The organism is Streptomyces sp. ISL-43 (assembly GCF_018614195.1).
Taxonomy (GTDB): Bacteria; Actinomycetota; Actinomycetes; order Streptomycetales; family Streptomycetaceae; genus Streptomyces.
In genome coordinates, this window is sequence record NZ_JAGGOT010000030.1 from 1 (window position 1) to 23,460 (window position 23,460).

A 23,460-nucleotide genomic window follows, 5' to 3' on the forward strand; every position below is an offset into this window, starting at 1 on the left:
GGCCTAAATCACCAGCATTGGACCTAGCCCACGTCCGCCGGGGGCCGGCGCGTGCGGGCCATCTTGCGGGCCACGAAGGTGCGCGGGAGGTGGCGGGCCGCGAGGGCGTACGCCTGGTAGCGCCGGCCGGTGATGCTCACCGGGCGGCGCCTGGCCAGGTCCTTCAGGGCCCGGGCCACCACGTCGTGCGGCTCCAGCCACACCGCGTCGCGCAGTGCGCTGACGTCCATCCCGGCGCGCTCCTGGAACTCGGTGCGGGTGAACCCGGGCACCACCGCCAGCACGCGCACCCCGTACGGCTCCATGTCCACGCGCAGCGACTCGCTGAAGGCCGTGATCCAGGCCTTCGCGGCACCGTACGTGCCGGTCGGGAGCAGTCCGGCCACCGAGGAGACATTGAGCACCGCGCCCCGGCGGCGCGCGCGCAGGCCCGGCAGTACCGCGTGCGTGAGCCGGAGGGGGACCTTGACCAGCAGGTCGAGCATCCGCTCCTCGTCCTCGACCGGGTTGTACGGGAAGGGCACGGGGAGCCCGAAGCCGGCGTTGTTGACCAGGATGTCGACGGGCCGGGCCGGGTCGGCGAGCCGCTCGGCGACGGCTCCGAGGCCGTCGGCGTCGAGCAGGTCGGCGGGCAACACCTGGCAGACGGAGCCGAATTCCCGGGCGAGCTCTTCGGCGACCTCCTCCAGGCGGCCCTTGTCACGGGCGACGAGGACGAGGTCGCAGCCCTTGGCGGCGAAGCCGCGGGCGAAGGCCACACCGAGTCCGGCGCTGGCCCCTGTGATCAGTACGGTGGTCAAGAAACGTTCACTTCCTGGCGGTTGCGGGGGTGAAAGCGGTCGTGGCCGGTGAGGCGTAGGCCCGGGCGACGTCCACGAGGAACCGCGCCTCGCCCTCCAGGTCTCCCCTGTCGGCCGAGATCTGGATGGCCGCGGGGAGCTCCAACGCGTCGGATTCGCCCTGCTGTTGCGGGATCCCGGCCAGCTTCGCCCGACGCGCCTCCTTCAGTACGCAGGCCAGCGCGGCCGCGGTGAGCCGCGGCTCGGGGACCCCGCTCCCGGCGACGTGGCCGCGCGCGAGCTCCGGCACGCCCGGGGCGACGTACTCCCCCAGGATCAGGATGGCGTCGCGGGTCTCGATGACCTTGCGGTAGACGAGCAGGTTGCGCGGGACCGGTGGCCACAACAGTTCCAGCACCCGGGCGGCGCGGGGCTTGTTGAGGGCGACGTGCGGGACGGCGTGGACCAGGTCGCGCCAGAGCGGCCAGAGCCGCCACGCGGTGGCGATGTCCGCGGCGGTGCTGCGAAAGGTGAACAGCGTCGGGACGAGGATCGCGGCGGCGCGCAGCAGTCCGTGCGTGTTCATCAGCAGCGGGTTGGCGGGCATCGCCCAGGTGGCTCCGAAGAGCGCCTTGAGCAGGTACACGAACCAGAACACCCCGGCGAGTGCGGTGCCGAGGCCGAACAGCCGCAGCCCGGCGGCCAGTCCCCGGCTCTCGGTGCGCCGGCCGTAGCGCCAGCAGACGGACACGCAGATGGTGTTGGCGAGGAGGTGCGCGGAGATCAGCACCAGCCAGTAGAAGAGGGAGGGCACGGGATCGCCCGCCGGCGGGATGGTGTGCGTGCCGTGGTCCGGCGCGGCCGCGTCCGCCACGACAAGGGTGGCCAGCCAGACCAGGGTGCCGACGCCGGAGGCGATCTGGAGCTTGCGGCCCCGGGTGGCGGAGGCGACGAAGTAGAGCACGGCGCCCGCCGACAGGACGCCGATGAGGTTGCGGACGAGCCCGATGGTGTGCGCGTAGCCCGGGTCGCGGCCCATGGCGTACGCGACGACGTCGGGCAGGTTCAGGGTCATCGCGGCGGCGGCGGTGGCGACGGCGAGCCACAGGCCGCGCTGGTGCGGGACGCGCAGGGCGCCGGGGGCGCGGAGCAGGACGGCCACCCAGAGGCAGACGACGCTGGGGACGGCGAGCGCGTCGCCGAAGGTCATGAGGTCAGAAGCCACGGCGGCCCAGCCCCCGTCCGCGCCGCTCGTAGCCCATCGCGGACTCCAGCCGGGCGAGGGTGTCGCGGTCCCCGGCGCCGTGGGCGCGGTGCGCGCCGGGCGTCGTCGTGCGGGTGCGGATCATGCTGGCGAGCATCTCCGCCTCCTGCTCCTGGCGGGTGGTGTAGTTGGTGCGCCCGAGCACCGTGGGGACCTGCCCCGCGTCCTCGGCGGTCCCGGCGGCGTCTTCGACCTCCAGCGAGTTGTGCCCGAAGAGGATGTGGCCGATCTCGTGGAGCACGATGTGCTCGCGGTGCAGAGGAGTGGTCTGGGCCTCGTAGAAGACGTAGTCGATGCTGGCCGTGCCGACCCACAGTCCGCACACCCCGGATTCCGCCGCTTCCTTGGGCAGCGGGTGAAGCCGGATGGGACGGCCCCTCTCCTCGGCTATCCGGCCGCACAGTCCGTCGAGCGAGAACGGGTGAGTCAGTTCAAGACGGCCGAGAATCGCCTCGCAGCGTTTACGCAGACTGAGTTGCGGGTGGCGCATGTGTTCCCTCTTCGGACCCTTTCTCGGGCAACGTCGATAGGCGTGCGTGGGCAGGGGCATGACGTCCTTTGCCTTCAAGGCGAACTCGGGAGTGCGGTCCTGAGCGGGAAACACGGACGCCCGTTCGCCGAAAGACGAACGGGCGTTCCACCATGCCTACAGATCTTGTACGGGCGTTGGCAAGGCATGTCCCCACGTGAGGTGCCTATTCGGCCAACCCGTCACACGCTGCCACGAACCGTCAGCGCTTGCGCCCGCCCCGCTCCTCGGGAGCGGTGAGACCGGCACGGCGCAGGGCGTCGGCCATCGCGCTGTTGGCGGGGGCCGGAGCCGAGCCGCCCTGACCGCCTTGACGCTGGCCGCCGCCCTGACCGCCCTGGCGCTGGCCCCTGCCGGCGTCACGGGAAGAGCCCTGACCGCCTTGGCCGCCTTGGCCGCCCTGACCGCCCTGACCGCCCGACGCGCCGCGCTGCTGCGGCGGCCGGCCGCCACCGCGCCGCTCGCCCCGCTCGCCCCGCTCCTCGCGCTGCTTCGGCGTACCGCCCCCGCCGCGCTCCGCCTCGTCCTCCAGCCGCAGCGTCAGCGAGATCCGCTTGCGCGGGATGTCCACGTCCATGACCTTCACGCGGACGATGTCGCCCGGCTTGACCACGTCCCTGGGGTCCTTGACGAAGTTCTTCGACAGCGCCGAGACGTGGGCCAGCCCGTCCTGGTGGACGCCGATGTCGATGAAGGCGCCGAAGGCGGCCACATTGGTGACCACGCCCTCCAGGATCATCCCGGGAGCCAGGTCGCCGAGCTTCTCCACGCCCTCCTTGAAGGTCGCCGTCTTGAAGGCGGGCCGCGGGTCGCGGCCCGGCTTCTCCAGCTCGCGCAGGATGTCCGTGACGGTCGGCAGGCCGAAGGAGTCGGTGACGAACTGCTCCGGCCGCAGCGAGCGCAGCACGCCGGTGTTGCCGATCAGGGCCGCCACCTCGCTGCCCGCCGTCTTGCCCATGGAGCGGACCACCGGGTACGCCTCGGGGTGCACGCTGGAGGAGTCCAGCGGGTCGTCCCCGCCGCGGATCCGCAGGAAGCCCGCGCACTGCTCGTACGCCTTCGGCCCGAGCCGGGCCACGTCCTTGAGTCCCTTGCGGTTGCGGAATGGGCCGTTGGCGTCGCGGTGCGCGACGATGTTCTCGGCGAGTCCGCCGCTGATGCCCGACACGCGCGAAAGCAGCGGTGCGGAGGCGGTGTTGACGTCGACGCCGACGCCGTTCACGCAGTCCTCGACGACCGCGTCGAGCGAGCGCGAGAGCTTCACCTCGGACAGGTCGTGCTGGTACTGGCCCACCCCGATCGACTTCGGGTCGATCTTGACCAGTTCGGCGAGCGGGTCCTGCAGGCGGCGGGCGATGGAGACCGCGCCGCGCAACGACACGTCCATGTCGGGGAGTTCCTGCGAGGCGAAGGCCGACGCCGAGTACACGGAGGCGCCGGCCTCCGAGACCATCACCTTGGTGAGCTTCAGCTCGGGGTGGCGGGTGATGAGGTCCACGGCGAGCTTGTCGGTCTCGCGGGAGGCGGTGCCGTTGCCGATGGCGACGAGCTCGACCGCGTGCTCCTTGGCGAGCCGGGCCAGCTTGGCGAGGGCGTCGTCCCACTTGTTGGCGGGCACGTGCGGGTAGATCACCTCGGTGGCGACCACCTTGCCGGTGGCGTCCACGACGGCGACCTTCACCCCGGTACGGAAGCCCGGGTCCAGGCCGAGCGTCGCGCGGGTGCCGGCGGGCGCCGCGAGCAGCAGGTCGCGCAGGTTCGAGGCGAAGACCCGTACGGCCTCGTCCTCGGCGGCCTGGCGCAGCCGCGTCCGCAGGTCGATGCCGAGGTGGACCTGGATCTTCGTACGCCAGGCCCAGCGGACGGTGTCGGCGAGCCACTTGTCGCCGGGGCGGCCGCGATCACCGATGCCGAAGCGGCGGGCGACCATGCCCTCGTACGTGGAGGGCCCGGGCGTGTCGCTCGGTTCCTCCGGCTCCAGGGTGAGGTCGAGCACGTCCTCCTTCTCGCCGCGCAGCATGGCGAGCACGCGGTGCGAGGGGAGCGCGGTGAACGGCTCGGTGAAGTCGAAGTAGTCGGAGAACTTGGCGCCCGCCTCCTCCTTGCCCTCGCGGACCTTCGCGGCGAGCCGGCCGCGGCCCCACATGCGCTCGCGCAGTTCGCCGATGAGGTCGGCGTCCTCTCCGAACTTCTCGGTGAGGATGGCGCGGGCGCCTTCCAGGGCGGCGGCCGGGTCGGCGACGCCCTTGTCCGCGTCGACGAACGCGGCCGCCCGGGCCGCGGGTTCCGCCGAGGGGTCGGCCAGCAGGCCTTCGGCGAGCGGAGCCAGGCCGGCCTCGCGGGCGATCTGCGCCTTGGTCCGGCGCTTGGTCTTGAAGGGGAGGTAGATGTCCTCCAGCCGGGCCTTGGTGTCGGCCGCGTTGATGCGGGCCTCCAGCTCGGCGTCGAGCTTGCCCTGTTCCCGTACGGAGTCGAGGATCGACGCGCGCCGGTCCTCCAGCTCGCGCAGATAGCGCAGCCGCTCCTCCAGGGTGCGCAGCTGGGCGTCGTCGAGCATCTCGGTCGCTTCCTTGCGGTAGCGAGCGATGAACGGCACGGTCGAGCCGCCGTCGAGCAGCTCGACGGCGGACTTGACCTGCCGCTCCCGTACGCCGAGCTCCTCGGCGATCCTGCCTTCGATGGACATCGTCACTGTGCGGTCCCGCCTGCCTTCGTACGTGTACGTGATGCTGTGTGCTGCGTCTGAAGGCTGCCAATTGTGGCAGGTGGCGGCCGCGGACGTCGGGAGCCTTGTCCGTCCCGGGTCTCAGGCCTTGCCCAAGAGGTCCGCGGGGAAGGCTCCGGCGCCGAAGGCCTTCATGGCGAAACCGCCACCGATCTCGGCGAGCCGGGCGAGTCCGGTCGCGCCGAGGTGCTCGTACGGTGCGGCGTCCAGGCGGTCGGTCTCCGCTTCCAGCTCCTCGCGCAGCTCCGCTCCCGCGGCGGTGAGCACGCCCTCGGCGTCGAGGACGCCGCGGGCTCGCAGCCGGTCGGTGGCCGCGTCGAGGTCCGACTGATCCCAGCCGCGGATGATCTTGAGGTACTTCGGGGTCATGCCCCGGCCGGTGGCCGTGTGGCTGATCAGGGCTTCGACCGGGTCCAGGCCGACGGTGAGCAGGGCGACGAGGTGGCCGTCGCCGCGGTGCTCGCGCAGGAGGGTGGTGGCGTGCCAGAGCTTGAGGTGCGGCTCCTCGGGTACGGGGAGGTCCGCGTGGGCGGAGTAGAGGGTGCGGGCGTGCCGGGTGCAGCCCTCGCCGGCGCGCATCGCCAGCTCGGCGGCCTCGGCGATCTCCGGGGACGCTATGGCCTCGGCGCCGAGGAGCCGGCGCAGCGTGGAGTCGGCGGCCCGCAGCCGGGCAGCGAGGACCTGCTCGGGGGTCGCGGTCTCCCAGACGGCGGGCAGGTGCCGGGCGACCAGGTCGTGGCGGTAGTTGTAGAAGGTGGCGGTCACCGTGCCGGCGCCGACCGCGCCCATGGCGGCGGCCCGGGAGGAGAGGTTGACCGCGTGGGGATCGGTGATCCCGAGGGCGGCGAATTCCTTGCCGAGGTCGGGCGAGAAGTAGACGGTGGCGTGCAGCGGGTTGATCGCCCCGTGCCAGCAGTGACGGGCGGCGCGCTCGGGAATTGTCATGCCTGGAGACTACCGACTGCTTGGTATGCCCGAAAGGCGGCACCCTCCGGCCAGGCAGTCGGGCGCGGGGGCGCACACGCCCTGTGACGGCCGAATGGCGATCATGTGACAGCAGGGCCCATGGACATGACGTGGGGCGGCGGGCGTGAATACGGTCGAACGGAAGCCACTCCCCCACCCATTGGAGTTCCAGGTGCACCGCAAAGTCATCGCCCCGAGCGTGCTCGCCGCTTCCCTCCTGCTGGTGATCCCGGCGTCGGCGGCGAGTTCGGGTCCGGGCGCCCCGGGTATCGGCGACCCCTATTACCCGGCCAGCGGCAACGGCGGGTACGACGTGTCCCACTACGACCTGCGCCTGCAGTACCAGCCCAAGACCGACCTGCTCGAAGGCACCGCCACCCTCCTCGCCACCGCCAAGCAGGACCTGTCCCGCTTCAACCTCGACTTCGGGCTGGACGTCAGCGAGATCCGGGTCAACGGCGTCAAGGCGAAGTTCGCCAAGTCCGCCGCCCACGAGCTGGAGGTCACCCCGGCCTCCCCGTTGCAGCGGGGCCGGCAGTCCAGCGTGGTCGTCAAATACGCTGGCAAGCCCTCGGAGTTCAAGGTCGACGGCTGGTCGGCATGGCAGCGCACGCCCGACGGCGGCATCGCCGCGCAGGAGCCCGACTCGGCGGTCTGGTGGTTCCCGAGCAACGACCACCCGCTCGACAAGGCCACCTTCGACGTCTCCGTCAACGTGCCCGACGGCACCCAGGCCATCAGCAACGGCGTCCTGCAGTCCCAGAGTTCGCGCCTCGGCTGGACCCGCTACAACTGGCGCTCGAACAAGCCGCAGGCCACGTACCTCGCCACCCTGGCGATCGGCAAGTTCGACGTCACCACCGACAAGACGTCGAGCGGACTGCCGATCCTGAACGCCTACAGCCAGGACCTCGGCGACAACGCCGGCGCGGCCCGGGCCAGCGTGGAGCGGACCGGCGAGGTCGCGGAGTGGCTGGAGGGGGTCTTCGGCCCGTACCCCTTCAACGCGCTGGGCGGCTACGTCCCGAACGTGCCCAGCGGCTTCGCCCTGGAGACGCAGACCCGGCCGTTCTACAGCCCCCGGCAGTTCGCCAACGGCGCGAACGTCTCGGTCGTCGTGCACGAGCTGGCCCACCAGTGGTACGGGGACAGCGTGTCCGTCGAGGGCTGGAAGGACATCTGGATCAATGAGGGCTTCGCCCGCTACAGCCAGTGGCTGTGGTCGGAGAAGGAGGGCGAGGGCACCGCGCAGGAGCTCGCCGACTGGGCGTACGGGGTGCGGGCGGCGGAGGACCCGTTCTGGCAGGTCAAGCCGGGCGACCCGGGTCCGGAGAACCAGTTCCACGGAGCCGTCTACGACCGCGGCGCGATCGCCCTCCAGGCGCTGCGCAACGAGATCGGCGACGAGAAGTTCTTCCGGATCCTCAAGGGCTGGCCGACCGAGCGCGCCTACGGCAACGCCAATGTCGGCGACTTCGTCCGCTACGCCGAGAAGATCTCCGGCAAGCCGCTCGCGCAGCTCTTCGAGACCTGGCTCTACACCGCGGGCAAGCCCGCCTTCGCGCCGCCGGCGGCCGAGTCGCCGGGTGCCCGCACCCTCCGGTCCCCGGCCAAGCCGGCGGCGGAGCCGAAGTCCTGGAAGAAGATCGCCGCGACGGACTCCGTCCACGAGGGCCACTGATCCACGGGCCTTACGGGGCCCCGACCGTACGGGCACGACCGTGCGGAGCCCCGCGCGCCGGCACCCCTCAGAGGGTGCCGGCGCGCCGGCGGGCGCGGGCGGCGCGGGCGATCGGCAGGTAGCGCAGGCGCTCCGGCAGCAGAGGTACGAGGACGCGTACGGCCGCGCTGAACAGGCGCAGCCGGCGCTCCTGGGACCGGGTCCATTTCAGGCCGATGGCGGCACGGGCATCGGGCGGCATGTAGCCGACGGTGACGAACGACCGGAAGTGCAGGAACGCCGCCCGGAGCACCGGCCAGGCGAGGAGCAGCAGGAGCCGGACCGCCGGCGGGCCGCCCTCGGGGCGGGGCAGCGGCGTATCGGTGGCGACGAGCTCGCGGGCGACCTTGGTGGGCTCGATCTCCTCGGCCAGCATCCGGTGGTAGTACGGCCAGTACTCCTCGATGGTCTGCGGCATGTCCCGGTCGTGGAGGCCGAGGATCCTGCCGACCTGGAGCCACTCGCGGTAGAGCTGTCGCTCCTGGGCGGGGGTGAAGCGGCGCAGCAGGTAGCGCCCGGCGTAGAGGTAGACGGGGAAGCCGGTGGCGTGCACCCAGGCGTAGCAGGCGGGGTCGAGGGAGTGGTAGCGGCGCCCCCGGGTGTCGGTGCCCTTGATCTCCTTGTGCAGCCGGCGCACCCGGCGCCCCTCGGCGGCGGCGTCCGCTCCGCCGTACACCCACAGCTGGGCGGAGCGCAGGGAGCGCTCGCCGCGGCCCCAGGGGTCGGTGCGGAAGACGGAGTGCTCGTCGACGCCGGCCCCGATCGCGGGGTGGGCCACCTGCATGGTGAAGGCGGCGGGCAGCATGAGCAGCGCCCGGACGTCGCCGGCGATGGTCCAGAGCACTCCGCCGGGCGGCGGGGGCTCCGGGTCCGCGCGGCCGCCGGCCGCGCGGCGATCGAACCCCGCCGCAGGGCCCTGGCCCGGGCCCTCCGGCGGCCCTGTCACCGCCCCGTCCGCAGCCCCCGCCGCGGGGTGCTCCGTCGTGCTCATGAGTGTGCCCCCAGGGTGTAGACCTCGCCGTTCTCCCAGTATGCCGGGGGTCACGCCTCTTCCGCCGGACCGCCGGACGGCGCATCCTGCGGCCATGGACCTGTCCCCCTCCGCCTGGCTGGAGGCCGCGACTCCCTACGTGCTGGCGGTCGCGGCCGTCACGCTGGCCTTCGTCGCCGCGTTCGCGGTCGCGGTCTTCGCGGTGCTGCACTTCCTCCTGCGGCGCCGACGGCGCCGGTGGCTCCGCGACGATGCCTCCGGTGCCCCCGCGCAGGACGGTCTCGACGGTTTCACCTGGACCTCCACGGAGGACTGACCGGCTCCGTTTCACCCGCGCCCCCACGTTGTCGTGGTCCGGACAGAAAGTCGTGTCATGGGTGTTACCCAGAGGTAACCGCGGCTGCTTGGATGGCGGAGCCGATCTTCCCCCACAGGAACGAGGGAGACCTCCATGTCGCACATCCCGCCCCGCAAGGCCCGCGCCGCCGCCACCGTCGTCGCCGCGATCGCCGTCGGAGCGCTCGCCGCCACCACGGCTCCGGCCGCTACCGCCGCGGAGGGCGCCGCCGCGCCGCGGCTCAGCGTCCTGTCGTACAACGCGTTCCTGATGAGCAAGAACCTGTACCCGAACTGGGGCCAGGACCACCGGGCGGCGGAGATCCCCAAGACCTCCTTCTTCCAGGGCCACGACGTGGTCGTGCTCCAGGAGGCCTTCGACAACGGCGCCTCGGACGCGCTGAAGTCCAACGCCTCCGCGCAGTACCCGTACCAGACCCCCGTCGTGGGCCGCGGCAAGAGCGGCTGGGACGCGACGGGCGGCGCCTACTCCTCCACCACCCCGGAGGACGGCGGCGTGACGGTCCTCAGCAAGTGGCCGATCGTGCGCAAGGAGCAGGTCGTCTACAAGGACGCCTGCGGCGCCGACTGGTGGTCCAACAAGGGCTTCGCCTACGTCGTGCTGAACGTGAACGGCGCCAGGGTCCACGTGGTGGGCACCCACGCCCAGTCCACCGACCCGGGCTGCGGCGCGGGCGAGGCGGCGGACATGCGCGCCCGCCAGTTCCGGAACATCGACGCGTTCCTGGACGGCAAGAACATCCCGGCGGGCGAGCAGGTGATCGTGGCGGGCGACATGAACGTCGACTCGCGCACCCCCGAGTACGCCTCCATGCTGGCCAACGCCGACCTGGCGGGCTCCGACACCCGCACGGGCCACCCGTACTCCTTCGACACCGCGCTGAACTCGATAGCGAACTACCGCTACCCGACGGACCCGCGCGAGGACCTGGACTACGTGCTCTACCGCAAGGGCAACGCCCGCCCGGCGAACTGGGAGAACAACGTGGTGAAGGAGGAGTCGGCGCCCTGGACGGTCTCCAGCTGGGGCACCTCCTACACCTACACCAACCTCTCCGACCACTACCCCCTGATCGGTCGCTGATCCAGCCCCGACGGGTGCCCGCCGCGATCCGGCGGGCACCCGCGGCCCGGGGCGCCGGCTGATGCCGAGGACCAGGTGGAGAGAGTGAGTTCGAGGTCCGGGGCGGGGGGGCGACCCGGCCCCCGCCTACTCCGCGCCCTCGCCCGGCTGCTCGTACAGCCCCTCGATCAGCGCCCCGTACTTCTCCCGGACCACGCGCCGGCGCAACTTCAGCGAGGGGGTCAGCTCCCCGGACTCCGGTCCCCACTCCTCGGTCAGCAGCCGGTAGCGCTTGATCTGCTCGGTGCGGTTGAGCCGCGCGTTGGCGGCCTCGACGGCGCGGGCCACCTCCTCCCGTACGGCCGGGTGCGCGCCCAGCTCCGCGGGCGTGGCCGCCTCGATGCCGTGGGCCGCCGCCCAGGCGGGGGCCAGTTCCGGGTCCAGGACGAGGAGGGCGACGAGGTAGGAGCGGCCGTCGCCGTGCACCAGCGCCTGCCCGATCAGCGGGTGTTCCTTGACGGTGTTCTCCACCAGGGCCGGCGAGACGTTCTTGCCGTTCGAGGTGATGATCAGTTCCTTCTTGCGGTCGGTCAGCCAGAGGAACCCGTCCTCGTCGAGCCGGCCGACGTCCCCCGTCGGGAACCAGCCCTCCCCGTCGGCGGCGCTCTCCACCGACCCGTCCGGGAGCAGGTAGCCGTCGAAGACCGTCTCCCCGCGCGTGAAGATCTCCCCGTCGGCGGCGAGCCTCAGCTCCAGCCCCTCGATCGGGCGGCCCACCGAGCCCAGCCGGAAGCCGTCCGGGCTGTTGACGGTGCAGACGCCCGACGTCTCGGTCAGCCCCCAGGCGTCCATGATGGTGATCCCCCAGCCCGCCCAGAAGCGGACCACATCGATCGGCATCGGCGCGGTGGCGCTCGCCGTCCAGACCAGGCGGTCCAGCCCCGCCAGGCAGAGCAGCGGGTCCAGCACCCGCTCCTTCGCGGCGGCGTACGAGGCTTCGAGTGCCGCCGGGACCTCCTGCCCGCGCTCCCGGTGGGCCGCGCGGGAGCGCGCCAGGTCGTTCGCGGCTTCGATGGCGAGCCGCTGCTCCTCGGGGAGCCGCCCGAGCACCGCCCGTACGGAGGCGGCCAGTTTCTCCCACACCCGCGGGACGCCGAAGAACTGCACCGGGTGCAGCTCGCGCACCGCCGCCGACACGGCGGCCGGGTCGGCGCACAACCGGACGTGGGCGGCCCGCAGCAGCGGCAGGTAGATGCCGAGGACCCGCTCGGCGATGTGCGCGAAGGGCAGGTAGCAGACGTGCTCGGCGTGCTCGGGCAGGTCCACGTGCCGGTCGAGGCGGACCGCCTGGAGCATGATGTTGCGGTGGGTGAGGCGCACGCCCTTGGGGTCGCCGGTGGTGCCCGAGGTGTAGACGACGGTCAGCGGGTCCTCGGGACGCGACTCCTGCCAGGCCTTCTCGAAGGCGTCGGGGCGGTACAGGCGGGCACCACTGGCGTACAGGGAGCCGTAGGTGCGGTGCGGGCCCGCCTCGGAGGCCTCGGCTACGACCAGCCGCTCCAGCGGGACCCCGGGGTCGGTCAGCAGCGGCTCCCAGCGGGCCAGTTCCCGGGCGCCCTCGACGACGGCGAGCCTGGCCCGGCTGTGCCGGGCTATGTGGGCGATCTGCTCGGGCGCGGAGGTCCCGTACACGGTGACGGGCACGGCGCCGAGGTGGACGAGGGCGAGGTCGGTGAGCCAGTGCTCGGGGCGGTTGCCCATCATCAGCAGGACGTGCTCGCCGCGCCCGACGCCGAGGGCGGCGTAGCCGGAGGCGAGGACGGCGACCTTGCGGCGTACGTCGGACCAGCTGAGGGTGGACCAGCCGTCGCCCTCGCGCCACGAGAGGGCGGGCAGATCGCCGTGCTCGGCGGCGTTGCGCGCCAGCAGGGCGGGCAGGACGAGCTCGTCGGTAGGTGCGGGCAGTCGCAGTTTCGTGGGCATGGGCAGCTCCTGGCCGTTTCACATCGTTGGTGCGACAGCAATACTGTTGAACCGCGGTACGGGAACGAACTGTGCCGATGAAGGCGTGCTGATCAGAGAGCGAGGCGGAGACCATGACCACCCAGGCACCCGAGCCGGCGCTCACCGTCGACGAGTTGGCCGCCAGGGCGGGCGTGACCGTCCGCACCGTACGGTTCTACAGCACCCGCGGCCTTTTGCCCCCTCCCGTGATCGGACCCCGCCGGGTGGGCCACTACGGCCCCGAGCACCTGTCGCGGCTGGCGCTGATCGAGGAGCTGCAGCACCAGGGCATGACCCTGTCGGCCATCGAGCGCTACCTCGACGCCCTGCCCGACGACCTGAGCGCGCACGATCTGGCCATCCACCGGGCGCTGGTGGCCACATGGGCCCCGGACGCGGCGTTGAAGGCCTCGCGCGCGGAGCTGGAGAAGCGGGCGGGGCGGACCCTGACGGAGAACGACATCCGGCGGCTGACCGCGATGAACGTGCTGGCGCCGGCCCCGGAGGGCTTCCGGGTGGACGTGGGGTTGCTGCGGCTCGGGGTCGCGCTGCTCGACGTACCGATCGCCCACGAGACGATCCTGATCGCGCGCAAGGTGCTGCTGGAGCACGCGCGGACGGCCGCGCACGAGCTGACCGCGCTCTTCCGCGACGAGGTGTGGGGGCCGTTCACCGAGGGCGAGAACGATCCGGAGCGGGTGGAGTCGATGAAGGCGCTGTCCGCGCACATGCAGCCGATGGTGGTGCAGGCCCTGGTGACGGCGTTCCAGCGCTCGCTGAAGGAGGAGCTGCGGGCCGCCTTCGTCCCGGAGGAGTAGTTTGCGAGGATGCCCCCATGGCGATGATCTACAAGACCACGATGAAACCCGGAAAGCTGGAACTCGTCTCCTCCTGGCTGCCGACGCGGCCTTGGTACGTGCCCACGGGACAGACGCCCGAACTGGACAAGTCGGGCGGATTCAGGCTTGACGATCCGGAGGGCGAGGTCGGCATCGAGTTCATGGTGCTCACCGACTTCTCGGGCGGGCGGGAGACCTCGTACCTCGTGCCGCTCACCTACCGGGGCGCCCCGCTCGACACCGCCGGGGCGGGCCTGGTGGGCACCTCCGAGCACGGTGTGCTCGGCAAGCGGTGGATCTACGACGGCGCCCACGACCCGGTGCTCGTGGCCCAGTTGCTCGCGCTGTTCCAGGGCCGCGCCGTGGCGCAGGACCAGTGCGACAGCGATGCGCCCGACCCCTCCGTCACGGCGTGGTTCCGCGGACCGGAGCTCCCGGCGGTCCTCTCCGGAGAGCCGCTGGAGGTCTCCGACACCGCGCGGGGCACGGACGTGCCCGTGGCGGGCACGCGGGTGCTCGGCCTGACGCGGGTCCTGCGGTCCGAGGAAACGCCCGAGGACCCCTCCGGTCCGGCGGCGGCCACGGCCACCGCGCCGGCCGGCATCACCGGCCGGATCACCGCCGGCTGGACCACGCTGGACGGCTCCGCGTACCGGGGCGCGTTCGCGACGCTGCGCGCCGCCGACGCGCACGTCACCACCTGACCCGCTACCGCGCGCGAGGTCCCGGGGCCCGCGGAGCCCGGGACCTCGCGCCGGTCACCGCTCAGTCGGCGTAGGTCTCGCCGCGCCCGGCCTTCTCGACCAGGGAGGCGGGCGGGGTGAACCGCTCGCCGTAGCGCTCGGCCAGCTCGCGGGCGCGGGCCACGAAGCCGGCCAGGCCGCCCTCGTAGCCGTTGATGTACTGGATCACGCCGCCGGTCCAGGCCGGGAAGCCGATGCCCATGATGGAGCCGATGTTGGCGTCGGCGATGGAGGTGAGCACGCCCTCGTCGAAGCAGCGGACGGTGTCCAGCGCCTCGGAGAAGAGCATCCGCTCCTTCATGTCTTCAAAAGGCACGGTCGCGGACGGGTTCTCCCCGCCGGGCTTCCCGAAGTGCTCGCGCAGCCCCGGCCAGATGCGGGCGCGCTTGCCCGCCTCGTCGTACTCGTAGAAGCCGGCTCCGCCGCTGCGGCCCGGGCGCCCGAACTCGTCGACCATCCGGTCGATGACGGTGTCGGCCGGGTGCTCGGCCCACGTCCGGCCCTCGGCCTCGAAGGCCTTGCGGGTCTCGTTGCGGATCTTGCGGGGCAGCGTGAGCGTCAGCTCGTCCATCAGGGAGAGCACCTTGGCCGGGTATCCGGCCTGCGCGGCGGCCTGCTCGATGGAGGCGGGCTCGATGCCCTCGCCGACCATCGCGACGCCCTCGTTGATGAACTGGCCGATGACGCGTGAGGTGAAGAAGCCGCGCGAGTCGTTGACCACGATCGGGGTCTTGTTGATCTGCCGTACGAGGTCGAAGGCGCGGGCGATGGCCTCGTCGCCGGTGCGCTCGCCCTTGATGATCTCGACCAGCGGCATCTTGTCCACGGGCGAGAAGAAGTGCAGGCCGATGAAGTCGGCGGGCCGCGAAACCCCTTCCGCGAGGCCCGTGATGGGCAGCGTGGAGGTGTTGGAGCAGAGCAGCGCGTCGGGGGTGAGGAACTCCTGGATCTCCTGGAACACCTTGTGCTTGAGCGCGGTGTCCTCGAAGACGGCCTCGATGACGGCGTCACAGCCGGCCAGGTCGGCGGGCTCGGCGGTCGGGGTGATCCGGGCGAGCAGCTCGGCGCGCTTGGCCTCGGTGGTACGGCCGCGGGACAGGGCCTTGTCGAGCAGCTTCTCGGAGTACGCCTTGCCCTTGGCGGCGGCCTCGGGGGTGACGTCCTTGAGCACCACCTCGATGCCCGCGCGGGCGCAGGAGTAGGCGATGCCGGCGCCCATCATGCCGGCGCCGAGGACGGCGACCTTGGCGACCTTGCGGGGCTCCACGCCCTGCGGGCGGCTGCGGCCGGCGTTGACGGCCTGGAGGTCGAAGAAGAACGCCTGGATCATGTTCTTGGCGGTCTGCCCGGTGACCAGCTCGGTGAAGTAGCGGGCCTCGATGGTCAGCGCGGTCTCGAAGTCCACCTGGGCGCCTTCGACGGCACAGGCGAGGATGTTGCGCGGGGCCGGGTACGGGGCCCCGTTCAGCTGCTTCTTCAAGTTGGCCGGGAAGGCCGGGAGGTTGGCGGCGAACCGCGGGTTGGACGGCGTACCGCCCGGGATCTTGTAGCCGGGGACGTCCCACGGCTGCTTGGACTCCGGGTTCGCGTCGATGAAGGCGCGCGCCTTGGCGAGCATCTCCTCGGGCGTGGCGGCCAGTTCGTGGACCAGGCCGTTGTCCAGCGCGCGCTGCGGGTTGTACTGGGTCCCCTGCAGCAGCACCTTGAGCAGCGCGTCGGCGATGCCCATCAGGCGCACGGTGCGGGTGACGCCGCCGCCGGCCGGGAGCAGGCCGAGGGTGACCTCGGGCAGGCCGATCTTCGAGCCGGGCGCGTCGAGGGCCACGCGGTGGTGGGAGGCCAGGCAGATCTCGTAACCGCCGCCAAGGGCCGTGCCGTTGATGGCGGCGACGACGGGCTTGCCGAGGGTCTCGATGCGGCGCAGTGAGCTCTTGATCGCGGTGCCGGTGTCGAAGGCCAGCTGCGCGTGCTCGGGGCGCAGCCGGATCATGTCCTTCAGGTCGCCGCCGGCGAAGAAGGTCTTCTTGGCGGAGGTGAAGATGATGCCCCGGATGGAGTCCTTCTCGGCCTCGGCACGCTCCGCGATCGCGGCGATGGAGTCCTTGAAGGCCTGGTTCATCGTGTTGGCGGACTGGTTGGGGTCGTCGAGGACCAGGGTGACGACGCCGGTCTCGTCCTGTTCCCAGCGGATCGTGGTGGACTCGCTCATGTTCGCTACTTCCGTGTCAGGGGTGGGATCAGGGATCAGGACGGATCAGATGCGTTCGACGATGGTGGCGACACCCATGCCGCCGCCGACGCAGAGGGTGACGAGCCCGTAGCGCTTGTCCTGGCGCTCCAGTTCGTCGACGACCGTGCCGAGCAGCATCGCGCCGGTGGCGCCGAGCGGGTGGCCGAGCGCGATGGCGCCGCCGTTGACGTTGACCTTGTCCAGCGAGATGCCCATGTCCTTGACGAAGCGGAGAACGACGCCGGCGAAGGCCTCGTTCATCTCGATGAGGTCGATGTCGTCGATGGTCAGCCCGGCCTTGGCGAGGGCCTTGCGGGTGGCCGGGGCGGGGCCGGTGAGCATGATGGTGGGCTCGGAGCCGGAGACGGCGGCCGAGACGATCCGGGCACGGGGCGTGAGGCCGTTGCGGGCGCCCGCCTCGCGGGTCCCGATCGCGACGAGCGAGGCGCCGTCGACGATGCCGGAAGAGTTGCCCGCGTGGTGGACGTGGTCGATCTTCTCGACCCAGTGGTACTTCTGCAGGGCGACGGCGTCGAAACCGCCCAGCTCGCCGATGTCCGCGAAGGACGGCTTCAGCTTGGCGAGGGTGTCGGCCGTGGTGCCGGGGCGGACGAACTCGTCGTGGTCCAGGACGACGAGGCCGTTGCGGTCGGTGACCGGGACGACCGACTTGGCGAAGCGGCCGTCCTTGATGGCGGCGGCGGCCCGCTCCTGGGACAGGGCAGCGTACTCGTCCACATCGCGGCGGGAGAATCCCTCGATGGTGGCGATCAGGTCGGCGCCGATGCCCTGCGGGACGAAGTCGGTGTCCCAGCCGGTCATCGGGTCGTTGAACCAGGCTCCGCCGTCCGAGGCCATCGGGACGCGGGACATCGACTCGACCCCGCCCGCGAGGACCAGGTCCTCCCAGCCGGAACGGACCTTCGCCGCAGCCAGGTTGACGGCCTCCAGGCCGGAGGCACAGAAGCGGTTCTCCTGGAGTCCGGCCACGGTGTCCGGCAGCCCGGCGGCGATGGCCGCGATCCGGGCGATGTCGGAGCCCTGGTCGCCGACCGGGCTGACGACGCCGAGCACGATGTCGTCGATGGTGGCGGGGTCCAGGCCGGGGTTGCGTTCGCGCAGGGCGTGGATGAGGCCGACGACCAGGTCGATCGGCTTGGTGCCGTGCAGGGAGCCATTGGCCTTGCCGCGGCCGCGCGGTGTGCGGATCGCGTCGTATACGTAAGCTTCGGTGCTCACTGGTCAAGCCTTTCGAGGGTGCGGAGGCGAGGTCGGGGAGGGGTGGCGTGGGACGGGGCGGTGCGCGGGGTCAGCCGAGCAGGGAACGGCCGATGATCTCCTTCATGATCTCGGTCGTACCGCCGTAGATGGTCTGGATGCGGCCGTCGGTGAAGGCTCGCGCGACGCGGTACTCGGTCATGTATCCGTAGCCGCCGTGCAGTTGCAGGCAGCGGTCGGCGACACGCTTCTGCAGCTCGGTGGCCCACCACTTCGCCATCGAGGCGTGGACGTGGTCCAGCTCCCCGTTGGAGTGGTCGGTGATGCAGCGGTCCAGGAACGTGCGGGTGACCGCGCACTCGGTGGCCATCTCCGCGATCTCGAACCGGATGTGCTGGAGCTTGGAGAGCGGCCGCCCGAAGGCCTCGCGCTCCTTCACGTACTGGGTGGTGATCTCCAGCAGGTACTCGGCGGCGGCGATGCCCGCCATGGCGATGCCCATCCGCTCCTGCGCGAGGTTGGTCATCAGGTGGACGAAGGCGCCGTTCAGCTCGCCGAGCAGGTTCTCCTTGGGGACGCGCACGTCGTTGAAGAACAACTCGGCGGTGTCCTGCGCCTTCTGGCCGATCTTGTCGAGGTTGCGGCCGCGCTCGAAGCCCTCCGCGCCGCGCTCCACGACCAGCAGCGACATGCCGTGCGCCCCGCCCTCGGGAGTGGTCTTGGCGACCACGACCACCAGGTCGGCGAGGATGCCGTTGGAGATGAAGGTCTTGGAGCCGTTCAGCACCCAGTGGTCGCCCGCGTCCTCGGCGGTGGTCCGGATCCCCTGGAGGTCGGAGCCCGCGCCCGGCTCGGTCATCGCGATGGCGGTGATGGTCTCCCCGGAGCAGAAGCCGGGCAGCCAGCGGCGCTTCTGCTCTTCGGTGGACAGCGAGGTCAGGTACGGCCCGATGATGTCGTTGTGCAGCCCGATCGCGAGCCCGGCGGCGCCGGCCCGGGTGAACTCCTCGGCGATCACCGCCGCGTACCGGAAGTCGGTGTTCCCGCCGCCCCCGTACTCCTCCGGGACGGCGAGACCGAGCAAGCCCTGCCGGCCGGCGGCCCTCCAGGCCTCGCGGCTGACGATGCCGTCCTTCTCCCACTGCTCGTAGTGCGGCAGCACCTCCTTGGTGAGGAAGGTGCGGACGGTCTCGCGGAACGCCTCGTGGTCGGCGTCGAAGATCTGGCGTTTCATCGGGGGCTCCTCAAAGCCAGTTCTTGACGGTTTCGATCAGCCGGGCCGGCTCGGGGCCGACGGGCGTGACGTTGAGCATGGTCACCCCGGCGGCCCGGAAGGCCTCGACGCGCTCGCGCACGTAACTCTCGGGGCCGCACAGGGTGGTGAGTTCGCACAGCTCGTCGGGGACGGCGGCCGCGGCGTCGCGCTTGTGTCCGGCGAGGTAGAGCTCCTGGATCTTGCGGGCCTCTTCCTCGTACCCGTAGGCGACGGCCAGGTCGTTGTAGAAGTTCTTGCCGACCGCCCCCATGCCGCCGACGTACAGGGCGATCTGCGGCCGCGCGAGGTCCCGTGCGGCCGCGGCGTCCTCGCCGATGGCCAGCAGCCCGCCGGCCACCGTCCGCAGCGGGCCGAGTTCCGGCGCGCGCAGGGCCGCGCCCTCGGCGAGCGCGCTCCCCCACACGGCGTCGGCCTTCTCCGGCACGAAGAGGGTGGGCAGCCAGCCGTCGGCGATCTCGGCCGTCATCCGCACGTTCGCGGGTCCCAGCGAGGCCACGTAGACGGGGATGGCCGCGCGGACCGGCCGGGTCAGCATCTTCAGCGGCTTGCCGTGCCGGCCGCCCTTGTCCGCGGGCAGCGGCATGTCGGTGATGCCGTGGTGGTCGATGGTCTCGCGGCGCCAGATGCGCCGGCACAGCTCGACGGTCTCGCGGGTCCGGCCGATCGGTTTGTCGTACGGCTTCCCGTGCCAGCCCTCGACCACCTGCGGGCCGGAAGCCCCGAGGCCGAGCAGCGCCCGGCCGCCGGACATCGCGTCCAGGCCCGCCGCCGTCTGGGCGATGAGCGCGGGGGTGCGCGAGTAGACGTTGAGGATGGCCGAGCCGATCTTCATCCGCTCGGTGCGTGCGGCCAGGTATCCCATGATCGTCGGGGCGTCGAAGCCCCAGGCCTCGGCGACCCACACCGCGTCGAGCCCGGCCGTCTCCAGCGCCGCCGCCTCGTCGGCGGCCCGGCGCGGGTCCCCGGCGTAGTCGAGCATCATGGAGAGCTCCATCAGCCCTCCTTGCCGAGCAGCGCCGGTACGTCCCAGTCCGCCGCGACGGACTCGGTGTGCGCGCCCGGCTGCGCGGGGCCGCCCACGGAGGCGGTGGGGGTCGCGGAGAAGCGCGGCGCGGGGGCCGGCTGGGTGATCCCGGCGGCCTCGACGAAGGTGCCCCGGGCCGCGAGGTGCGGGTGGTGCGGGGCCTCGCGGAGGGAGAGCACGGGCGCGACGCAGGCGTCGGTGCCGTCGAAGACCGCCGTCCACTCCTCGCGGGTACGGGACTTGAAGCGTTCGGCGACGGCCTCGCGGAGCTCGCCCCAGCGGGCCAGGTCCTTGCGGGCGGGGGCCTGGTCCTTGACGCCGAGGAGCTCCACGAAGGTGTCGTAGAACTGCTGTTCCAGCGCGCCGACCGCCATGTAACCGCCGTCGGAGGTCTCGTAGGTGCCGTAGAACGGGCAGCCGCCGTCCAGGAGGTTGGCTCCGCGCCGGTCCTGCCAGCCGCCGGCCGCGACCATGCCGTGGATCATGGCGGTGAGGTGGGCCGTGCCGTCGACGATGGCCGCGTCCACGACCTGGCCCGCGCCGCCCGGGGTGCGGGCGTGCTGGAGGGCCGCGAGGATCCCGATGACGAGGTAGAGCGAGCCGCCCGCGTAGTCCCCGACCAGGTTGGCGGGGACGACAGGGGGCTCGCCCGGGTTGCCGATCATGCCGAGGGCGCCGGTGACGGCGATGTACGCGATGTCGTGCCCGGCGGTGTGGGCGAGCGGGCCGTCCTGGCCCCAGCCCGTCATCCGGCCGTAGACGAGCTGCGGATTGCGGGCGTGGCAGTCGGCCGGGCCGACGCCGAGCCGCTCGGCGACCCCGGGGCGGAAGCCCTCGATGAGCACGTCGGCGCGCTCGACCAGGTCCAGTACGCGGGAGGGGCCTTCGGCGGACTTCAGGTCGACGAGGACGGAGCGCTTGCCCCGGTTGGTGATGTCGTAGGCGGGGTCGACCGCGAGTCCGCCGCCGCCGGGGCGGTCGACGCGGACCACGTCGGCCCCCAGATCGGCGAGGAGCATCGCGGCGAACGGGCCCGGCCCGATGCCCGCCAGCTCGACGACGCGCACGCCCGCGAGCGGGCCGCCGCTCCTGCCGTTGCCGCTCCCGGGCACGTTCCCTGTCACTGCCATCGAGCCCCCAGCATCCCCGTGGCGCCACTGTGGCCACTGTGTGACACAACTGATGTAACACCAGTGATGCTAGGAACCTGTTCCACTCAGCACAAGAGCAAGCGCTTAGGTCGTCTCTTTCACGGCGGCGATCCGCGCGTCGAGCTCCTTGAGGTGCCGCTTGAGGGCCACGGTCCGGTAGCTCTCCTCCACCCACTCGCACAGCACCTCGACGGAGGGCGCCCCCTTCTCCGCCAGCGGTACGGAGACCCAGCCGGCCTTCCCCAGTCCGTACCCGGTCGGCTCGGCCCCGGGCGCGGTCATGGCGTGGCCGTGCAGCGCCTCGTCCTTGAGCTTCACCGAGATCCCGGGGGGCTGCGGGCCGTCGGCGTTCCCGAGGAAGACGAAGATCTTCTTGTTGACCTTCACCACGCAGTCCTCGGGGCCCCACGGGAACTCCTCCCCGGCCTCCGGCAACCCCCGGGCGAACTCCCGGACCGCCTCCCACTTGCGCACCGCAGCCTTCACGGAAAACCTCCACTCGCCGCAGATCACACCCGCTCGCACGGACAGTCGATCCCCACGCTAGCGCCGGGCGCCGACGGCGGCCGGGCATCCGGTCCGCGAGTCTGCGGCGGTCGCAAACGCGAACACAAAAACCCCCGCGCTCCACCGACCTGACGTTATGTAGGCTGTGCACGCTTTCGGCCCTGGTCAAGGGCTCACAGACATTTGGGGGGGCTCGGTGTCATATCGCCGACTCGTAGCATCCGCGACCATCCTCGCGGCAGGCATTTCTCTCATACCGGGTCTGGCCCACGCGGCCGAGCCCGCGCCGGGCAAGGCCCACGGGATGGCCCAGCCCGACCTGGCCGCGGCCGAGGCATCCAAGACCACCACGTTCGACAGCCCGGCCGGCCGCTCGGTCAAGGCCCCGGCCGCCGGCAACGGCAAGGCGGCCGCCGCGGCGCAGGCCACCGACCCCAACCCGGACCTCGCGGTCGGCCTTCTCGCCACCACGATCTCCGCGCACGGGCTGGAGCTGGACTCCGCCGTCACGAGCGTGAACACCCCCCTCGAGATCAGCATCGACTGGGGCGACAAAACGTCGGTCATGGAATACGCCGACGGCACCGAGACCGTGACCTCGGCGCACACGTACGCCGAGGTCGGCACGTACACGGTCAAGGTCACCGTGACCGACACGGTCAACCAGACCTCGGTCGACAACTCGGTCACCGTCACCACGAACGGCTCGGACTTCACCCCGTACGGCCCGACCCGTCTGCTGGACACCCGTAACGGCACGGGCGCGGCGCAGCACAAGATCGCCCCGTACACCTCCGCGCGCGTGAAGATCGGCGGCAACGGCGCCATCCCCGCCGGTGTGACCGCGGTGGCCCTCAACATCACCGTCACCAGCGCCACGAGCGGCGGCCACATCATCGCCTTCGCCGACGGCGACACGCGTCCGACCACGTCGAACGTCAACTTCGCCCCCGGCCAGACGGTCCCGAACCTGGCCATCGTGCCGGTCGGCGCCAACGGCTACGTCGACCTGTACAACGGCGGCTGGGAATCGGTCGACCTGATCGCCGACGTCACCGGCTACTTCACCCAGTCCGCCTCCAGCGGCTACACCGCGATCACCCCGGACCGGTTCGTCGACACCCGCACCGGCGTGGGCACCGGCAGGGGCCAGGTCCCCGGCTACGGGACCTTCAGCACTCCGGTCGCGGGCACCCGCGGCGTCCCGGCCGGCGCCAAGGCGGTGGCGCTCAACGTGACCGTCACGAACCCGAGGAGCGACGGCCACCTGACCGTCTTCCCGACCGGCCAGAGCGCCCCGACCGCGTCCAACCTGAACTTCAGCGCCGGCCAGACCATCGCCAACTCGGTGATCGTCCCCATCGGCGCCGACGGCAGGATCAGTGTCCGCAACGGCGGCTGGAACCCGGCCGACGTCATCGTCGACGTCGTCGGCTACTACAGCCCGGACAGCGTCAGCGCGTACCTCCCGTTCAACCCGGAGCGCGTGACGGACACGCGCGTGAAGGGCGGTCCCCTCCCCGGCCGCTACTACGCATACCTCGGTCTCGGCTCGGGACTCCCGCACAGCACGGGCTTCGTCCTGAACACCACGGTGACCAACACCAAGGACACCGGCTACCTCGCGGTCACTCCGGACCCGAACTCGATCGAGGACTACGACCTGGAGATCGACATCGCTCCGCCCCTTCCCACGTCCTCCAACCTGAACTGGACCGTGGGCAAGACCGTCCCGAACCTGGTCCAGGCGGGCCGCGGCTCGACCGGTGTCATCGACTTCTGGAACGAGAGCGATGGCGCCATAGACGTCATCATCGACATCTTCGGCGTCTACAAGGACAACTGATCCACCGGTGAACAGTGAGCGCGGCTGAATCCAGCCGCACACAGCGCCCCGGGAACGGCCGTCCAGGCCGTTCCCGGGGCGCTGTCCGTTGCCCCCGACGCCCTCCCCGGCCCCTTCCCGGCCCCTTCCCGGCACCGGGACGACCCCCGTGTCCGGCCGGTCGGCGGGCTATGTAGCCTGAGCCAGCTTTCAGCCCTGATCAGGGGCTCACAGACATTTCGGAGGCTC

Annotated in this window: 19 protein-coding genes; 6 read left to right on the plus strand and 13 right to left on the minus strand. The window is 71.6% G+C overall.

The window, feature by feature from the left end; translation table 11 throughout:
• Positions 1-23: 23 nt before the first annotated feature.
• The 5 genes from J7F03_RS17835 to J7F03_RS17855 all read right to left on the minus strand — a co-directional run bounded on the left by J7F03_RS17835 (position 24) and on the right by J7F03_RS17855 (position 6,242).
• Positions 24-800 (minus strand): SDR family oxidoreductase, encoded by a 777-nt coding sequence (locus J7F03_RS17835; protein ID WP_214950533.1) that lies wholly within the window; start codon positions 798-800, stop codon positions 24-26.
• Between the two features lie 7 nt (positions 801-807).
• Complete coding sequence (locus J7F03_RS17840; RefSeq protein ID WP_308379685.1) at positions 808-2,004, minus strand: MAB_1171c family putative transporter; 1,197 nt, start codon at positions 2,002-2,004, stop codon at positions 808-810.
• On the minus strand, positions 1,994-2,533 hold the full coding sequence (locus J7F03_RS17845; RefSeq protein ID WP_214950534.1) for an ImmA/IrrE family metallo-endopeptidase: 540 nt from the start codon (positions 2,531-2,533) through the stop codon (positions 1,994-1,996). The genes J7F03_RS17840 and J7F03_RS17845 overlap by 11 nt, the downstream gene beginning before the upstream one ends.
• A 241-nt stretch (positions 2,534-2,774) precedes the next feature.
• The gene (locus J7F03_RS17850) at positions 2,775-5,264 is read right to left on the minus strand and encodes a Tex family protein (RefSeq protein WP_308379686.1); all 2,490 of its coding nucleotides are present in this window, start codon (positions 5,262-5,264) and stop codon (positions 2,775-2,777) included.
• A 114-nt stretch (positions 5,265-5,378) separates the two neighbouring features.
• Positions 5,379-6,242, minus strand: coding sequence for a hypothetical protein (locus tag J7F03_RS17855; protein WP_214950536.1), 864 nt, complete (start codon positions 6,240-6,242; stop codon positions 5,379-5,381).
• Between the two features lie 193 nt (positions 6,243-6,435).
• On the opposite strand from J7F03_RS17855, the gene J7F03_RS17860 reads away from it, so the two are divergent.
• Positions 6,436-7,944: a M1 family metallopeptidase gene (locus J7F03_RS17860; RefSeq protein ID WP_214950538.1), complete on the plus strand. Its 1,509-nt coding sequence runs from the start codon at positions 6,436-6,438 to the stop codon at positions 7,942-7,944.
• 67 nt (positions 7,945-8,011) lie between these two features.
• Here J7F03_RS17860 and J7F03_RS17865 read toward each other — a convergent pair whose 3' ends face one another.
• Positions 8,012-8,974 carry an oxygenase MpaB family protein gene (locus tag J7F03_RS17865; protein WP_214950540.1) on the minus strand — a complete coding sequence of 321 codons (963 nt, stop codon included), beginning with the start codon at positions 8,972-8,974 and terminating at the stop codon, positions 8,012-8,014.
• Positions 8,975-9,068: 94 nt separating this feature from the next.
• Here J7F03_RS17865 and J7F03_RS17870 point away from each other — a divergent pair, with 94 nt between their 5' ends.
• Both J7F03_RS17870 and sph read left to right on the plus strand, forming a co-directional pair.
• Entirely contained in the window at positions 9,069-9,290 is a 222-nt protein-coding gene (locus tag J7F03_RS17870) for a hypothetical protein (RefSeq protein ID WP_214950542.1), read from the plus strand.
• Positions 9,291-9,425: 135 nt separating this feature from the next.
• Entirely contained in the window at positions 9,426-10,415 is a 990-nt protein-coding gene (gene sph, locus J7F03_RS17875) for a sphingomyelin phosphodiesterase (protein ID WP_214950544.1), read from the plus strand.
• Between the two features lie 126 nt (positions 10,416-10,541).
• Here the strand turns inward: sph and J7F03_RS17880 are convergent, their stop codons facing one another.
• Complete coding sequence (locus J7F03_RS17880) at positions 10,542-12,377, minus strand: long-chain fatty acid--CoA ligase (RefSeq protein WP_214950546.1); 1,836 nt, start codon at positions 12,375-12,377, stop codon at positions 10,542-10,544.
• 113 nt (positions 12,378-12,490) lie between these two features.
• Here J7F03_RS17880 and J7F03_RS17885 point away from each other — a divergent pair, with 113 nt between their 5' ends.
• Both J7F03_RS17885 and J7F03_RS17890 read left to right on the plus strand, forming a co-directional pair.
• Entirely contained in the window at positions 12,491-13,216 is a 726-nt protein-coding gene (locus tag J7F03_RS17885; RefSeq protein ID WP_214950548.1) for a MerR family transcriptional regulator, read from the plus strand.
• A 17-nt stretch (positions 13,217-13,233) separates the two neighbouring features.
• Positions 13,234-13,941, plus strand: a complete 708-nt coding sequence (locus tag J7F03_RS17890; protein WP_214950550.1) for a 1,4-alpha-glucan branching protein — start codon at positions 13,234-13,236, stop codon at positions 13,939-13,941.
• A gap of 61 nt (positions 13,942-14,002) precedes the next feature.
• Here J7F03_RS17890 and J7F03_RS17895 read toward each other — a convergent pair whose 3' ends face one another.
• From J7F03_RS17895 to J7F03_RS17920, 6 genes are all read right to left on the minus strand, one after another.
• Positions 14,003-16,189, minus strand: a complete 2,187-nt coding sequence (locus J7F03_RS17895) for a 3-hydroxyacyl-CoA dehydrogenase NAD-binding domain-containing protein (protein WP_214950552.1) — start codon at positions 16,187-16,189, stop codon at positions 14,003-14,005.
• A gap of 45 nt (positions 16,190-16,234) precedes the next feature.
• Positions 16,235-17,449, minus strand: a complete 1,215-nt coding sequence (locus tag J7F03_RS17900; RefSeq protein ID WP_214950554.1) for an acetyl-CoA C-acetyltransferase — start codon at positions 17,447-17,449, stop codon at positions 16,235-16,237.
• Between the two features lie 70 nt (positions 17,450-17,519).
• Positions 17,520-18,662 (minus strand): acyl-CoA dehydrogenase family protein, encoded by a 1,143-nt coding sequence (locus J7F03_RS17905; protein WP_214950556.1) that lies wholly within the window; start codon positions 18,660-18,662, stop codon positions 17,520-17,522.
• 10 nt (positions 18,663-18,672) lie between these two features.
• Positions 18,673-19,698, minus strand: coding sequence for an LLM class F420-dependent oxidoreductase (locus tag J7F03_RS17910; RefSeq protein ID WP_214950558.1), 1,026 nt, complete (start codon positions 19,696-19,698; stop codon positions 18,673-18,675).
• The gene (locus J7F03_RS17915) at positions 19,698-20,858 is read right to left on the minus strand and encodes a CaiB/BaiF CoA-transferase family protein (protein ID WP_214950560.1); all 1,161 of its coding nucleotides are present in this window, start codon (positions 20,856-20,858) and stop codon (positions 19,698-19,700) included. The genes J7F03_RS17910 and J7F03_RS17915 overlap by 1 nt, the downstream gene beginning before the upstream one ends.
• Positions 20,859-20,963: 105 nt before the next feature.
• Positions 20,964-21,365 (minus strand): MmcQ/YjbR family DNA-binding protein, encoded by a 402-nt coding sequence (locus J7F03_RS17920; RefSeq protein ID WP_308379689.1) that lies wholly within the window; start codon positions 21,363-21,365, stop codon positions 20,964-20,966.
• A gap of 325 nt (positions 21,366-21,690) precedes the next feature.
• Between J7F03_RS17920 and J7F03_RS17925 the strand changes: the two genes are divergently transcribed.
• Positions 21,691-23,232 (plus strand): hypothetical protein, encoded by a 1,542-nt coding sequence (locus tag J7F03_RS17925; protein ID WP_214950561.1) that lies wholly within the window; start codon positions 21,691-21,693, stop codon positions 23,230-23,232.
• The last annotated feature ends 228 nt before the right edge of the window (positions 23,233-23,460 follow it).

Excerpts from the sequence above, each read along its gene's own strand:
- J7F03_RS17845 (WP_214950534.1), bottom strand. The coding sequence starts at position 2,533 with ATGCGCCACCCGCAACTCAGTCTGCGTAAACGCTGCGAGGCGATTCTC.
- J7F03_RS17855 (WP_214950536.1), bottom strand. The coding sequence starts at position 6,242 with ATGACAATTCCCGAGCGCGCCGCCCGTCACTGCTGGCACGGGGCGATC.
- J7F03_RS17865 (WP_214950540.1), bottom strand. The coding sequence starts at position 8,974 with ATGAGCACGACGGAGCACCCCGCGGCGGGGGCTGCGGACGGGGCGGTG.
- J7F03_RS17870 (WP_214950542.1), top strand. The coding sequence starts at position 9,069 with ATGGACCTGTCCCCCTCCGCCTGGCTGGAGGCCGCGACTCCCTACGTG.
- sph (WP_214950544.1), top strand. The coding sequence starts at position 9,426 with ATGTCGCACATCCCGCCCCGCAAGGCCCGCGCCGCCGCCACCGTCGTC.
- J7F03_RS17880 (WP_214950546.1), bottom strand. The coding sequence starts at position 12,377 with ATGCCCACGAAACTGCGACTGCCCGCACCTACCGACGAGCTCGTCCTG.
- J7F03_RS17885 (WP_214950548.1), top strand. The coding sequence starts at position 12,491 with ATGACCACCCAGGCACCCGAGCCGGCGCTCACCGTCGACGAGTTGGCC.
- J7F03_RS17890 (WP_214950550.1), top strand. The coding sequence starts at position 13,234 with ATGGCGATGATCTACAAGACCACGATGAAACCCGGAAAGCTGGAACTC.
- J7F03_RS17895 (WP_214950552.1), bottom strand. The coding sequence starts at position 16,189 with ATGAGCGAGTCCACCACGATCCGCTGGGAACAGGACGAGACCGGCGTC.
- J7F03_RS17905 (WP_214950556.1), bottom strand. The coding sequence starts at position 18,662 with ATGAAACGCCAGATCTTCGACGCCGACCACGAGGCGTTCCGCGAGACC.
- J7F03_RS17910 (WP_214950558.1), bottom strand. The coding sequence starts at position 19,698 with ATGGAGCTCTCCATGATGCTCGACTACGCCGGGGACCCGCGCCGGGCC.
- J7F03_RS17915 (WP_214950560.1), bottom strand. The coding sequence starts at position 20,858 with ATGGCAGTGACAGGGAACGTGCCCGGGAGCGGCAACGGCAGGAGCGGC.
- J7F03_RS17925 (WP_214950561.1), top strand. The coding sequence starts at position 21,691 with ATGGCCCAGCCCGACCTGGCCGCGGCCGAGGCATCCAAGACCACCACG.